The organism is Cupriavidus sp. CP313, assembly GCF_054072015.1.
In genome coordinates this window covers 32,905-45,113 of the sequence record NZ_JBSVZB010000049.1, presented here as the reverse complement: position 1 = coordinate 45,113, position 12,209 = coordinate 32,905, and the positions used below count along the sequence as shown (strand labels likewise).

Below are 12,209 nucleotides of genomic sequence, written 5' to 3'. Positions count from 1 at the left end.
CCCTCCTGCACGTAGGTATTGGCCACGTCCAGGGAGAGCCAGTGAGTTCACAAAGGCCTTGACATAGTACTGCTCATAGAAGGAATCCCCCCCTCCTTTCCGGCCTCAAGGCCGGTGAGCGTTAGCGAGAGGTGGGGGAGGATGTCAAGGCCACGCCGTTGAGCAGGCCGGCAAGGATCGGCAGGGACAGGAAGTCGGCCAGGAAGCCCAGCCGGAACTTGCCCGCGAGCACGCAGAAAACGCCGGATCCCCGTCACCGGAAATGCGGCTACGATAGCGTTGACCCCCAATCGTTCACCCACACAGGAAGCAAGCGATATGCTGGAACTCAGACCGGGCTGCGAGCATTGCAACAAGGCCCTGCCACCCGCATCCACCGAAGCCCGCATCTGCTCGTACGAATGCACCTTCTGCGCAGACTGCGTGGATACGCTCAGCAATGTCTGCCCGAACTGCGGGGGCGGCTTCGTGCCGCGGCCGGTGCGCCCGGCACGCGACTGGAAGAACGGCAACTACCTCGGCAACGACCCGGCCAGTACCAAGGTGAAGCACCGGCCGGTGGACCTCGAGGCGCATGCCCGCTTTGCCGGGGCGATCGCCCCGGTCCCGCCCGAGCAGCGCTAGCAGTGGTCTGCGCTAGCCTTTGGATTTCGGCTGGAGCAGCTCGCCAGCCTCCTTCACATTCTGCTCGGCGCGCTTGCTGATCACCGCAAGCGCTTCGGCCTGCGCCTTCTGCGCGGTTTCGGCCAGCGCGCGCATGTTCTCCAATGCCTGGTGCAGCTGCTGCTGCACGAATTCACTGTGCTTGGCCATGGCCTCGGCGGGGTTGCCAGCGGTGCTGTACTGCTGAGCGGCCGCCTGCAACTGCTGCATGGTCTGGGCGAAGATCTCCTGCTGCTTCTGCACTACGGCCTGGATACCCTCATAGGCCAGCTTGTTGGCCTCGGTCAGGGCCTCGATGTCCTTGCGGCGCGCTTCAATTACCGCGCTCATGTCCACGCCCGGCAGGCGGAACTGTTCCATCATCTTGGTGAAGTCTGCAAAGGGATTGGGAGGCGTGGCCATGCTGGGTCTCCTTCTGGAAGGACTGGCAGGGTGGCCGGCGGCGGGGATGGAGCGTGCCCTTCGGCCGGGTTCCTGTCCACTATAGCCGGTATCCGCACACTTCTGGCCGTCAATCGAGGAAGACCCTAAAGTTTCCGGACCCCATGCCGTTGGCATCCATAGCCCGCAAGTGCGTCGGCCCGACCGGGCCCGTCCGCGGACGATGAGAGCGAAGAACGCCGCGCCGCTCCCAGGCGCGGACCGGATCTTTGCCGTAACCAGTGCTAATCAGGTAGAAGACATGAAGAATCTAGGCATCGGGGTCCGCCTCGGCATCGGCTTTGGGGTGGTATTGCTGCTTTCTGCGCTCATGACGGTATTCGGCATGATGCGCCTGCAGCAGGTGGCTGAGCGCACGCACGCAATGATGCAGCAGCCGCTGACCAAGGAGCGGCTGGTCAGCGACTGGTACCGCCTCATGCACACCAGCGTGCGCCGCACCACGGCGGTGGCGCGCAGTGCCGACCCGTCGCTCGGCGCATTCTTCGCGGCCGAGACCAAGGCGTCGATCGAAGGCATCGCCGCGCTGCGTGACAAGATCCAGCCGATGCTCAGCTCGGCCGAGGAAATGGCCGCATTCCAGAAGATCCTGAGCGTGCGCGACCCGTACAACAACGGCCGCGACAAGATCACCAGGCTCAAGCAAGAGGGGCTGACTGAAGAGGCCAACCAGGTGCTGGAGAAAGAGTTCGTTCCCGCCGGCGACGCCTACCTGGGCGAGATCCAGAAGCTGCTCGACATCCAGCGCGCCAGCATCGACGCCACTGCGCGCGAGATCAACGGCATCTACGTCAACGCCCGCAACAGCCTGATCGGGCTGGGCGTGGTGGTGCTGGCGATCGGCATCGCGTTCTCGGTATGGCTGACGGCGGGCATCACGCGGCCGCTGCATCGCGCCGTGGCGGTGGCGCGCACCGTGGCGTCGGGCGACCTGACCAGCCGCATCGACGTCGACAGCCGCGATGAAACCGGACAGCTGCTGCAGGCGCTGGCGGACATGAACGCCAATATCCTGCGCATCGTGCGCCAGGTGCGCGCGGGCACGGAGTCGATCGTGTCCGGCACCAGCCAGATCGCGGCCGGCAACACCGACCTGTCGCAACGCACGGAAGAACAGGCCTCGTCGCTGCAGCAGACCGCGGCCAGCATGGAAGAGCTGACCAGCATCGTGCGCCAGAACGCCGACAACGCGCGCCAGGCCAGTACGCTGGCGGTCAATGCCTCGGACATCGCCGAGAAGGGCGGCGACGCGGCGGGCAAGGTTGCCGAGACCATGGAAGAGATCAACGGCGCGTCGAGGAAGGTGGTCGACATCATCGCCGTGATTGAAGGCATCGCTTTCCAGACCAATATCCTGGCGCTCAATGCCGCGGTGGAAGCGGCGCGTGCCGGCGAGCAGGGCCGCGGCTTCGCCGTGGTCGCGGGCGAGGTGCGCACGCTGGCGCAGCGCAGCGCTTCCGCCGCCAAGGAGATCAAGGCGCTGATCGGCGATTCGGTCGATCGCGTCGAGAAGGGGTCCATGCAAGTGACGCAGGCCGGCCAGACCATGGTGGAGATCGTTGCCGCGGTCAAGCGCGTGACCGACATCATGGGCGAGATCAGCGCGGCCTCGGCCGAGCAGAGCGCCGGCATCGAGCAGGTCAACCAGGCGGTGACGCAGATGGATACCGTGACGCAGCAGAACGCGGCACTGGTGGAAGAGGCCGCTGCTGCAGCGGGCTCGCTGGAGGAGCAGGCGCAGCGGCTGAAAGAGGCGGTGTCGACGTTCAGGCTGGCGGTGTAAGCGTACCCTGCTTGTTTTCTCCCCTCTCCCGCAAGCGGGAGAGGGGAGCACCTCCATCACAGCGGACGCTCACCGCGCCTTCAAGAACTCCCCCACCTCCAGCAACACCAGCTCATTGTCGTCCGCCTGGTTCGGCTCGCGGCTGCTGCTGAAGGGCAGGTTGTTGTCGTTGCCCACCACGATATGCGTGGCGTCGACCACGTCGACGTTCTCGATGGTGAAGAACGGGAACGCCAGCACGCCATCCGTCAACGGCTTGCGCGCAAGCTTGCCCGGATCGGCAATGCGCAGCAGGTCGATATAGCCGATCTTGCGCAGCGGCCCACCGGCGTTGGCATCGCTCAGTTCGACCTTGTACACGCGCTTGAACTTCGCCACGTCGTCAAAGCAGTCCGGGCGCTTCTGCTCGGCCGGGCAGGCCTTGTCCGGCGTGCCTTCGCCATTGTCGCGCTCGATGATAAGGCCGGTGGTGGCATCGATCATGTTGAAGTCGCCGATGGCATGGCTGGCGCCTTCCGGCACGTATTTCCAGTGGCGGCCGGTCCAGGCCTGCTGCCTGACATCAAACTCCAGCACGCGCAGGTAGGGCTTGCCGCCTTCGTTCTCGTAGCCCTTGGCGGCCTCGTCCCACAGCGCGCCTTCCAGCAGCGCGTACAGCTTGCTGCCATCGGGCGACGACGCCATGCCCTCGAAGCCCTTGGAGCGCCGCACCTGGAACTTCACGCTGCCGTCCGGTGCGCCAGGCGCGGTGATGGCGGGATGGTCGGGCGAGCGCACCACCTTGCCGTCGACCATGGTGTCGAACACGGCCAGCACCTTGCCGTCCATGTCCGCCTTGATCAGGAACGGGCCGAATTCGTCGCCGATCCACAGCGCGCCGCCGGCGAACTGGAAGCTTTCCGTATCGAAATCCGATCCCGTCAGGTAACGCTGCCTGGTGCCCTCATTGACGATGCGGAACGGCACCTTCTTGTCCGGGTCGTGCAAGAAGATGGTCTTCAGGCGTTGCAGGCGGCCGCTGGCAAAGTCCACCTTGTAGTGGTTCAGGTACAGCATGAAGTCCGGCGAGTTGGCCTTGGCGCCGGCGCCGTTGTCGGTCAGCACCCAGAAACTGCCGTCGGCCATGCGCTTGATGCCGGAATGCCCCTGTGCCGGCTGGCCGCGGAACGGCAGCGACACGCCGGTGGGGCGGCCATTGGACTTGCCTTCGACCGTGCCCGGCGTCTCCACGCGCTGGGCGGTGGTGAACTTGCCGCTGACCTGCAGGTCTGCGGGCGCGTCCTTCGGCACGGCAAGCAGGGTCTGGGCCGGCAGCACCGCGTGGCCGGCCAGCGTGGCGGGGTAGGCAGCAGGGGCCTGCGCCCACGCCTGCGCCGCGCCCAGGCAGCCCAGTGCGATGGCCGCCGGGGCCAGCAGCAAATGACGAGACATTGTGGTTTTCCTTGGCGTTGAAGAGGACAAAACCCTGCATTGTCGGCGTCAAGTTTGACAGAACTGTGATCCGCGGGCCGCACGAACCTGGTCATGCTGCGCTGCAGCGTAACTACGATGCGGGCACTGTGTCGGTGCAATCTGCGAACGGTCGTGCTGCGTAGGCGGCGAAACGCGGGACTGGCGCCCGGATTTCTGCCGATAGCCGCGCAAAAAGCAGTGGGTTTTCAGGCCCCTGAAAGCAAACTGAGGCAAAATTCTATTTTTCGCCTAGTATGCTGCCGCGCTGTGACCCAGCAGGCGGATGTCCCACCACCCGTTCGAGGATCTGAGAGAAGCAATGAGTAACCAGCAACCCACCATCATCTACACGCTGACCGACGAAGCTCCGCTGCTGGCGACCAGTGCGTTCCTCCCGATCGTCCAGACCTTCACCAAGCCGGCCGGCATCGACGTGACCACCAGCGACATCTCGGTGGCGGGCCGCATCCTGGGCGAATTCCCCGAATTCCTGACCGAAGCACAGCGCGTGCCGGACAACCTGGCCGAGCTGGGCAAGCTGACGCAGCTGCCGGACACCAACATCATCAAGCTGCCGAACATCAGCGCCTCGGTGCACCAGCTGGTGAGCGCCATCCGTGAACTGCAGGGCAAGGGCTACAAGGTGCCGGACTATCCGGAAGACCCGAAGACCGACGAAGAAAAGGCCATCCAGAAGCGCTACTCCAAGTGCCTGGGCAGCGCCGTGAACCCGGTCCTGCGCGAAGGCAACTCCGACCGCCGCGCACCGGCAGCGGTCAAGAACTTCGCGCGCAAGCACCCGCACAGCATGGGCGAGTGGAGCATGGCTTCGCGCACGCACGTGGCGCACATGAAGCATGGCGACTTCTACCACGGCGAAAAGTCCATGACCCTGGACAAGGCGCGTGACGTCAAGATGGAACTGGTCACCAAGAGCGGCAAGACCATCGTGCTCAAGCCCAAGGTCTCGCTGCTGGATGGCGAGATCATCGACAGCATGTTCATGAGCAAGAAGGCGCTGTGCGACTTCTATGAAGAGCAGTTCGAAGACGCGCGCAAGACCGGCGTGATGCTGTCGCTGCACGTCAAGGCCACCATGATGAAGGTGTCGCACCCGATCGTGTTCGGCCACGCCGTCAAGATTTTCTACAAGGAAGCCTTTGCCAAGCACGGCGCGCTGTTCGATGAACTGGGCGTGAACGTCAACAACGGCCTGGTCAACCTGTACGAGAAGATCGAGGCGCTGCCCAGCTCCAAGCGTGAAGAGATCATCCGCGACCTGCACGCCTGCCACGAGCATCGCCCGGAACTGGCGATGGTGGATTCGGCCAAGGGTATCTCCAACCTGCACGCGCCCAACGACGTGATCGTCGATGCGTCGATGCCGGCCATGATCCGCATCGGCGGCAAGATGTGGGGTGCCGACGGCCGTCCGAAGGACACCAAGGCCGTGATTCCGGAAAGCACGTTCGCCCGCATCTACCAGGAGATCATCAACTTCTGCAAGACCAACGGCAACTTCGACCCGACCACCATGGGCACCGTGCCCAACGTGGGCCTGATGGCGCAAAAGGCCGAAGAATACGGCTCGCACGACAAGACCTTCGAGATCGCCGAAGACGGCGTGGCCAACATCGTCGACCTGGCCACCGGTGAAGTGCTGCTGACGCAGGACGTCGAGCAGGGCGACATCTGGCGCATGTGCCAGGTCAAGGACGCGCCGATCCGCGACTGGGTCAAGCTGGCCGTCACGCGCGCGCGCAACTCGGGCATGCCGGCCGTGTTCTGGCTGGACCCGTACCGTCCGCACGAAGCCGAGCTGATCAAGAAGGTCGAGGCCTACCTGAAGGACTACGACACCAACGGCCTGGACATCCAGATCATGTCGCAGGTGCGCGCCATGCGCTACACGCTGGAACGCGTGATCCGCGGCCTGGACACCATCTCGGTGACCGGCAACATCCTGCGCGACTACCTGACCGACCTGTTCCCGATCATGGAACTGGGCACCAGCGCCAAGATGCTGTCGATCGTGCCGCTGATGGCGGGTGGCGGCATGTATGAGACCGGCGCCGGCGGTTCGGCGCCGAAGCACGTCAAGCAGCTGGTGGAAGAGAACCACCTGCGCTGGGATTCGCTGGGCGAGTTCCTGGCACTGGCGGTGTCGCTGGAAGACGTCGGCATCAAGACCAACAATGCGCGCGCCAAGATCCTGGCCAAGACGCTGGACGCGGCCACCGGCAAGCTGCTGGACAACAACCAGAGCCCGTCGCCCAAGACCGGCCAGCTGGACAACCGCGGCAGCCAGTTCTACCTGGCGATGTACTGGGCGCAGGAACTCGCCGCCCAGTCCGACGACGCGGAACTGGCCGCGAAGTTCGCGCCGCTGGCCAAGACGCTGACCGACAACGAGCAGAAGATCGTTGGCGAACTGGGCGCTGTGCAGGGCCAGCCGGTGGATATCGGCGGCTACTACATGCCGGAAGCCGACAAGCTCAGCGCCGCAATGCGCCCGAGCCAGACGCTGAACGCCGCGCTGTCGACCGTGACGGCCTGACCGGACTGGCCCGCCTGGCGGGCCGGCAGGTGTCGCAACCCCGGGCCTTGGCCCGGGGTTTTTCTTTGCGCCGCAGAAGGCGTTATGGCTGCTGCGCTTCCATATGGATGTCCCACCCCTGTTCCGGACCGCTCTTCTGGTCCCGGTACGTCCAGAGCGCGCCGCAGTCCTGGCAGACGAAGCTGCTGATGGTGATGGCGGCGGAACCGGCGGGCTTGATGCGTCGGGTATCGGTGATGCGCAGTGCCGCGTGCCCGGGGGCGCCGCGCACGTGGCGTTCAATGGCCTGGCAGGCAGTGCAGAGTGTCATCCGTGTCTGTTCCGTTCGATCGGCCACTGTAGCATGCCGGCGCCTTCGGGGCCGGAAGTGGACAGGTGCATGCGGCGCACACGGGGTTTTCGCCCGGCGAGACCCTCAACCCGCACTTTCCACGTGATTTGTGCCCGATCCGGTGAAGTTCATTGACATGCCTGAGTGGGACCTGTATAAGGATGAGTGCAGGATCTTTCAAGCAGCAACCTAGAAGTCCAGGTGCTTGCCCACACGGCGCCACTTTTTCTCCTTGTGTCTTCCTTGATCGTCATGCCTTGCCGGCGCTTTTGCCGGTGAGAAAAAACTTATTGAGGAATCCAACATGGAAACCGGTACCGTCAAGTGGTTCAACGATTCGAAGGGTTTTGGCTTCATTACGCCTGATGCAGGCGGCAACGACCTGTTCGCGCACTTCTCCGAAATCCAAGGCAACGGCTTCAAGTCGCTGCAAGAAGGCCAGAAGGTGCGTTACGTCGCTGGCGTCGGCCAAAAGGGCCCGGCCGCGACCAAGATCGAGCCGATCTGAATCGCACCGACCTGAGTTGAGCTGAGCGCCGAGGCGCCAGTCCAATGAAAAAAGCTCCGCCAACGCGGAGCTTTTTTATTTCCGTTGCCGCAATTCCCCGCAACGGTGAAATAAAGTCACAACATAGGCTCCGCACTGGCGGGCCTATCGGCTTGGATGCAGCTTGCTGTAGCGGGTTGTCCGCAAATTCAACGCCTTAGATCATATCGCGGTGCGCGATGCAAATCGCCCCAGTTCTCTTTCGCTTGGCTCCTGGCCGGCCCCTGGAATCGGGGCCTCTCAGGAGCACCACATGGCGAAGATCAAGCTGACGAAGAGCGTTGTTGACGCTGCAAAGGCGCAGACCAACGACATCGAACTCCGGGATACGATAGTTCCTGGCTTCATATGTAAGGTAACACCAACCGGCCGCAAGGTGTTCATGCTTCAGTACCGCACGAACTCGGGCATGCGCCGTAAGTCGGCACTCGGACAGTTCGGCGAGTTGACCGTCGAACAGGCGCGGTCGCTGGCCCAGGATTGGCTGGCCGAAGTCCGGCGCGGCGGCGACCCTGGACATGACAAGGCGGAAGCCCGCAAGGCGCCTTCCGTCAAGGAGCTTTGCTTCCGGTTCATGGAGGACCACTCCAGGGTCCACAACAAGCCGAGCACGCAGTACGCCTACCGGCGCCAGATCGACCGCTTTGTCATTCCGGCCTTCGGCAGCAAGAAGGTCCATGAGGTCACACGCCAGGACATCACCGCGCTGACGAAGCGCATGGAAAAATCCCCCATCCTAGCCAACCGGACGCTGGCCTTCATCTGCAAGATGTTCAATCTGGCTGAGCTGTGGGGCTACCGGCCCGACGGCTCGAACCCCTGCCGTCACGTTCCCAAGTACCCGGAGAAGGGCTCGACCCGCCTCATCACCGATGAGCAGATGGTCAAGCTGTTCGCCTACCTGGACAAAGCCGAGGTGGAGCGGCTGGAGCATCCGATCCACCTGCTTGCTGTCCGGCTGCAATTCGAGTTCGCGGCGAGGATGTCGGAGGTCCTGCTTTTGCGGTGAGATTGGCTCGATCTGCCCAACGGCCGGGTGGTGTGGCCGGACAGCAAGACGGGCGATATGTCCAAGCCCTTGAGCGAGGAAGCCCATCGGCTTCTGTCGAACGCGCCTCGCTATGGCGAGTCACCATATGTCTGCCCCGCAATCCTGGATCACAGCAGGCCGCTCAGTCGGGGATCCTACTATGGCGCGTGGCAGCGCATCCTCGATCGCGCCGGGGTTCCAAAGGTCGGCACTCACGGCATTCGCCACCGCGCTGCCACGGATATCGCCAACTCCGGCATCCCGGTCAAGGTCGGTATGGCGCTGACAGCACACAAGACCGTGGCGATGTTTATGCGTTACGTCCACACGGAAGACAATCCTGTCCGCGAGGCTGCTGAACTGGTGGCGAGCCGGCGCAAGATGCTCACTGGGGCGCGGCAGTAGGAAGGAGCGACGACGTGAACCGGCGCAAGGCACCCTTTTCCCTGGCCGCAGCGCCGTCGACCCCGCTAGGCGAGATTCGGGCGATGATCGAGGCGGCACGGCAGCGCGCCGCCTCGGCGGTGAATGGCGAACTGACGATGCGTTACTGGCGTGTCGGCCACCGCATCCATACGCAGGCCTTGGAGGGTCGGCGAGGAAGTGCTGCCCGCGCTGGCAGTGCAGTTGGTAATGGACTACGGCAACAGTTTCGCCGAGAAGAACCTGCGCCGCATGGTGCTGTTTGTCGCAACCTTCCCGGACGAGCAGATTGTCGTATCTCTGATACAACAATTTGGAGCTATACCTGCGCTGGCTCGATAGGAATGAGCGGGAACCGCAGGAGGCCTCGCCGCTGGGCATCATCCTCTGCACTGGCAAGAAATCCGAGCAGATTGAGTTGATCGAGCTGAACAGGTCGGGCATCCATGTAGCCGAGTACTTGACCACCTTGCCGCCACGCGAGTTGTTGGCCGAGCGGCTACAGCAAGCGGCCGCGCGTGCCCGGTTGCAGATCGAATAGCGCGACGATGAACAGGGGAAGCACCGACCAGAGGCGGGCGTATTCGGATGAACCGTAGATTGCTGGCAGCAGCTTGGTGGTCCACTCCGGCGGATAACATTCGCTAGTCTTCGTCTCGCGGCAAGTGACTGCACTTCGCGAATCATTCCCGCCGGAGAACCTTCCGGCCGCGGCGGTACGGAGCCACAGCACCGCCCATTCTATGGACACGATGTCCATAACACATTGCGCCAGATCCTCGTTTGCTCAAGGGTCAATTTCAACAGCCTGCCAAACGAATGTTCGATGTATATCGAGGAAGACGCGCGGACCGGGCGGCGCTTTCATCCCAGGTGTTGATCTGGCCGGCCAACCTCCGTCCGCAGGAATAGTGTAGGTCGCGCACATGCGTGGATTGAAAACTATTGAAGCCTACACGGTACTCAGCTCCTGAAAATCCAAGTGCGGTGGGTACGCTGCCCTTTGTCACTGATATATTGCTTCTACCGTGGACTGCAGCATTAGCGTTGGTCGTTGCTTACTCATGTATTTCCATTTTTTAAGGTTATTCGTTGTCTGATGGATCATTGATGCCCTTGAAGAAGGTATAGGTATTGTATGCGTATACCGTGTTGACCGACGCTTCTAGTCCAGCGCCATAGGGATGAAAAGGCCGAGTCCGTCGAAGATCAGATATTTGCGAATTCATGCGCCAAAGACAAAAAAATCATCGCTAACTTAGCGAAACCCACCGGATTTTTGGCGGCACAGACCATCAAGACATCGTCGACAAAAAACTGGGTTTTGAATTGCTCGAGAGCTCGGAATTATACAATATCAGAAACATAAGATTAATAGAAATAAGCGAAGTTATGTCTAAAGTATTGCCATGAAAATCGGATATAGACCGTATTACGTTGTAATATTGAACATCACTTTTCAGTTTTTTCCCCCATGCCCGCTGCCGACCTGGATCTGACCGACGCCGCGCTGCAGGCCGAACTGGCCGAGTTGCGCACGCGCTTTCCCGAGACCCGCGCGCTCTACCGCGAGGTTTGCGGCCTGCTGTTCTTCCGCTACGGCGTCACGCCCACCGCCAACAAGCTCTACAGCCTGGTGCGCAAGGGCAGCATGGGCACGCCCGCCGAGGTGTTGCAGGCGTTCTGGCAGGAACTGCGCGGGCGCACGCGCGTCACCATCGACCATCCCGACTTGCCGGATGCGTTGAAGGAAATCGCGGCCGGGGCGGTCCAGACCATCTGGCAGGCGGCCAACGAGGCCGCCACCGGCGAGCTGGCCACGCTGCGCGCCGAGGCCCGCCATGCGGCCAGCGTCGCCGAGGCCGAGCGCGACGCGGCACTGGCCGAGACCGCGGCCGCGCGCGAGGATGTCGTGGCGATCTCGGCGCAGCTGGCCGAGGCGCGCGAGGCGCACGACGCCGTACAGGCGGACCTGGCCGCCGAGCGGCAGGTCCACGCGGCGACCCAGGCGCGGCTGGAAGCGGGGCGGGCGGAACTGGACGCCGCCGGGCGGCAACTGGCGGACCTGCGCACCCAATTCTCGACCGAGCTCGAGCGGGCCCGCGAGCAGGTGACGCTCGCCCAGGAACGGGCCGAGGCCAGTGAGCGACGGAGCCTGCGCGAACTGGACGCGGAGCGCACCGCGCGCCAGAAGAGCGATCGCACGGCCGAAGCGTTGCGCGGCGAACTGGTGGCGGCGCGCAGCGAGGCGCGCGACGCGGCCGTGGCGCAGGCCGAAGTCCGCGCCCGGCTCGAGGCGCAGGGCGCGGCGCTCGCTGATCGGCTCGCGAGCGCCGAGCAGGTACAGCGCAAATCGGCGCACGACCTGGACGCGGTGCAGGCGGAGTTGGGCGCGGCGCAGCGCCGGGCCGAACGGGCCGAGGCCGAAGCGGCGCTGTCGCGCCAGCTGCTGGCAGAATTGCGGGTGGCGCCACCCGGGCGGGGGGAGAGTGGTGGCGGGCGGCGGCGCAAGGCCGGCGGCCCGGCGCCAACCGACAAGGCGGCGCCAGGCGAAAAGCTGGACGAACAGCAGGAAGACAAGCAGGGCGCGCCGAGGGCCGCCTCCAACCCGGATGACGGCAGCGCCAGCAGTGACGACAACGATGACAGCAAAAACTGAGCGGGCGGCGGCGATCCGCTGGATCCAGAATGAGATGGCCGACTACGGACTGACCATGGAGGAGCTGGAAGCGGCGGGGTGCTTCGATCCGCCGCCCCCTCCGCCACCGCCGCCACCCGCACCAGCGCCACCGCCCGTGGTCTGCTACCGCAACGCCGCGGGGCAGAGCTGGGACGGGCAGGGCGAGATGCCGGACTGGCTACGGCGGGCGGTCAATGCGGGGCAGAGCGTGGAGTTTTTCCGGGTCGGATAGTCACCGGGTTCGCCGCTTGCCGCTGCCCGCGCATTCCGGAGCACCTCCCTTGCGCTATCATCCGGCCCAT

Annotated in this window: 11 protein-coding genes and 4 pseudogenes; 10 read left to right on the top strand and 5 right to left on the bottom strand. The window is 63.7% G+C overall.

Annotated features, from left to right (window positions below):
- Positions 1-142: 142 nt before the first annotated feature.
- Positions 143-247, bottom strand: a pseudogene (locus ACW4E8_RS38055) (SulP family inorganic anion transporter); the annotation flags it as partial.
- Positions 248-318: 71 nt separating this feature from the next.
- Here ACW4E8_RS38055 and ACW4E8_RS38050 point away from each other — a divergent pair.
- On the top strand, positions 319-624 hold the full coding sequence (locus tag ACW4E8_RS38050; protein WP_456809187.1) for a DUF1272 domain-containing protein: 306 nt from the start codon (positions 319-321) through the stop codon (positions 622-624).
- A gap of 12 nt (positions 625-636) precedes the next feature.
- On the opposite strand, the gene ACW4E8_RS38045 is transcribed toward ACW4E8_RS38050, so the two are convergent.
- Positions 637-1,065, bottom strand: coding sequence for a phasin family protein (locus ACW4E8_RS38045; protein WP_456809186.1), 429 nt, complete (start codon positions 1,063-1,065; stop codon positions 637-639).
- 280 nt (positions 1,066-1,345) lie between these two features.
- Here ACW4E8_RS38045 and ACW4E8_RS38040 point away from each other — a divergent pair, with 280 nt between their 5' ends.
- A complete protein-coding gene (locus tag ACW4E8_RS38040; protein WP_456809185.1) occupies positions 1,346-2,887 on the top strand; it encodes a methyl-accepting chemotaxis protein in 1,542 nt (513 codons plus the stop codon).
- 69 nt (positions 2,888-2,956) lie between these two features.
- Here ACW4E8_RS38040 and ACW4E8_RS38035 read toward each other — a convergent pair whose 3' ends face one another.
- Positions 2,957-4,318, bottom strand: a complete 1,362-nt coding sequence (locus ACW4E8_RS38035) for an esterase-like activity of phytase family protein (RefSeq protein WP_456809184.1) — start codon at positions 4,316-4,318, stop codon at positions 2,957-2,959.
- A gap of 340 nt (positions 4,319-4,658) precedes the next feature.
- Between ACW4E8_RS38035 and ACW4E8_RS38030 the strand changes: the two genes are divergently transcribed.
- On the top strand, positions 4,659-6,896 hold the full coding sequence (locus ACW4E8_RS38030) for an NADP-dependent isocitrate dehydrogenase (RefSeq protein ID WP_456809183.1): 2,238 nt from the start codon (positions 4,659-4,661) through the stop codon (positions 6,894-6,896).
- An 82-nt stretch (positions 6,897-6,978) separates the two neighbouring features.
- On the opposite strand, the gene ACW4E8_RS38025 is transcribed toward ACW4E8_RS38030, so the two are convergent.
- Entirely contained in the window at positions 6,979-7,206 is a 228-nt protein-coding gene (locus ACW4E8_RS38025; protein ID WP_018308943.1) for a hypothetical protein, read from the bottom strand.
- Positions 7,207-7,531: 325 nt separating this feature from the next.
- On the opposite strand from ACW4E8_RS38025, the gene ACW4E8_RS38020 reads away from it, so the two are divergent.
- The 5 genes and pseudogenes from ACW4E8_RS38020 to ACW4E8_RS38000 all read left to right on the top strand — a co-directional run.
- Positions 7,532-7,735 carry a cold-shock protein gene (locus ACW4E8_RS38020; protein ID WP_010812830.1) on the top strand — a complete coding sequence of 68 codons (204 nt, stop codon included), beginning with the start codon at positions 7,532-7,534 and terminating at the stop codon, positions 7,733-7,735.
- 292 nt (positions 7,736-8,027) lie between these two features.
- A pseudogene (locus tag ACW4E8_RS38015) lies at positions 8,028-9,209 on the top strand (tyrosine-type recombinase/integrase).
- Positions 9,210-9,292: 83 nt separating this feature from the next.
- A pseudogene (locus tag ACW4E8_RS38010) lies at positions 9,293-9,479 on the top strand (hypothetical protein); the annotation flags it as partial.
- Positions 9,408-9,569 carry a hypothetical protein gene (locus ACW4E8_RS38005; protein WP_456809190.1) on the top strand — a complete coding sequence of 54 codons (162 nt, stop codon included), beginning with the start codon at positions 9,408-9,410 and terminating at the stop codon, positions 9,567-9,569. The pseudogene ACW4E8_RS38010 and the gene ACW4E8_RS38005, both read left to right, overlap by 72 nt.
- Positions 9,535-9,768, top strand: a pseudogene (locus ACW4E8_RS38000) (PDDEXK nuclease domain-containing protein); the annotation flags it as partial. The gene ACW4E8_RS38005 and the pseudogene ACW4E8_RS38000, both read left to right, overlap by 35 nt.
- Here the strand turns inward: ACW4E8_RS38000 and ACW4E8_RS37995 are convergent.
- Positions 9,727-9,987 (bottom strand): hypothetical protein, encoded by a 261-nt coding sequence (locus ACW4E8_RS37995; RefSeq protein ID WP_456809182.1) that lies wholly within the window; start codon positions 9,985-9,987, stop codon positions 9,727-9,729. The pseudogene ACW4E8_RS38000 and the gene ACW4E8_RS37995 overlap by 42 nt on opposite strands.
- A gap of 714 nt (positions 9,988-10,701) precedes the next feature.
- On the opposite strand from ACW4E8_RS37995, the gene ACW4E8_RS37990 reads away from it, so the two are divergent.
- Positions 10,702-11,886 carry a DNA-binding protein gene (locus tag ACW4E8_RS37990; RefSeq protein ID WP_456809181.1) on the top strand — a complete coding sequence of 395 codons (1,185 nt, stop codon included), beginning with the start codon at positions 10,702-10,704 and terminating at the stop codon, positions 11,884-11,886.
- Positions 11,870-12,139 carry an H-NS histone family protein gene (locus ACW4E8_RS37985; protein ID WP_456809180.1) on the top strand — a complete coding sequence of 90 codons (270 nt, stop codon included), beginning with the start codon at positions 11,870-11,872 and terminating at the stop codon, positions 12,137-12,139. Before ACW4E8_RS37990 ends, ACW4E8_RS37985 begins: the two co-directional genes overlap by 17 nt.
- Positions 12,140-12,209: the final 70 nt, after the last annotated feature.

Coding starts and splice junctions, on each gene's coding strand:
- ACW4E8_RS37985 (WP_456809180.1), top strand. CDS start 11,870: ATGACAGCAAAAACTGAGCGGGCGGCGGCGATCCGCTGGATCCAGAAT.
- ACW4E8_RS37995 (WP_456809182.1), bottom strand. CDS start 9,987: ATGGACATCGTGTCCATAGAATGGGCGGTGCTGTGGCTCCGTACCGCC.
- ACW4E8_RS38035 (WP_456809184.1), bottom strand. CDS start 4,318: ATGTCTCGTCATTTGCTGCTGGCCCCGGCGGCCATCGCACTGGGCTGC.
- ACW4E8_RS38025 (WP_018308943.1), bottom strand. CDS start 7,206: ATGACACTCTGCACTGCCTGCCAGGCCATTGAACGCCACGTGCGCGGC.
- ACW4E8_RS38045 (WP_456809186.1), bottom strand. CDS start 1,065: ATGGCCACGCCTCCCAATCCCTTTGCAGACTTCACCAAGATGATGGAA.
- ACW4E8_RS38020 (WP_010812830.1), top strand. CDS start 7,532: ATGGAAACCGGTACCGTCAAGTGGTTCAACGATTCGAAGGGTTTTGGC.
- ACW4E8_RS37990 (WP_456809181.1), top strand. CDS start 10,702: ATGCCCGCTGCCGACCTGGATCTGACCGACGCCGCGCTGCAGGCCGAA.
- ACW4E8_RS38050 (WP_456809187.1), top strand. CDS start 319: ATGCTGGAACTCAGACCGGGCTGCGAGCATTGCAACAAGGCCCTGCCA.
- ACW4E8_RS38030 (WP_456809183.1), top strand. CDS start 4,659: ATGAGTAACCAGCAACCCACCATCATCTACACGCTGACCGACGAAGCT.
- ACW4E8_RS38040 (WP_456809185.1), top strand. CDS start 1,346: ATGAAGAATCTAGGCATCGGGGTCCGCCTCGGCATCGGCTTTGGGGTG.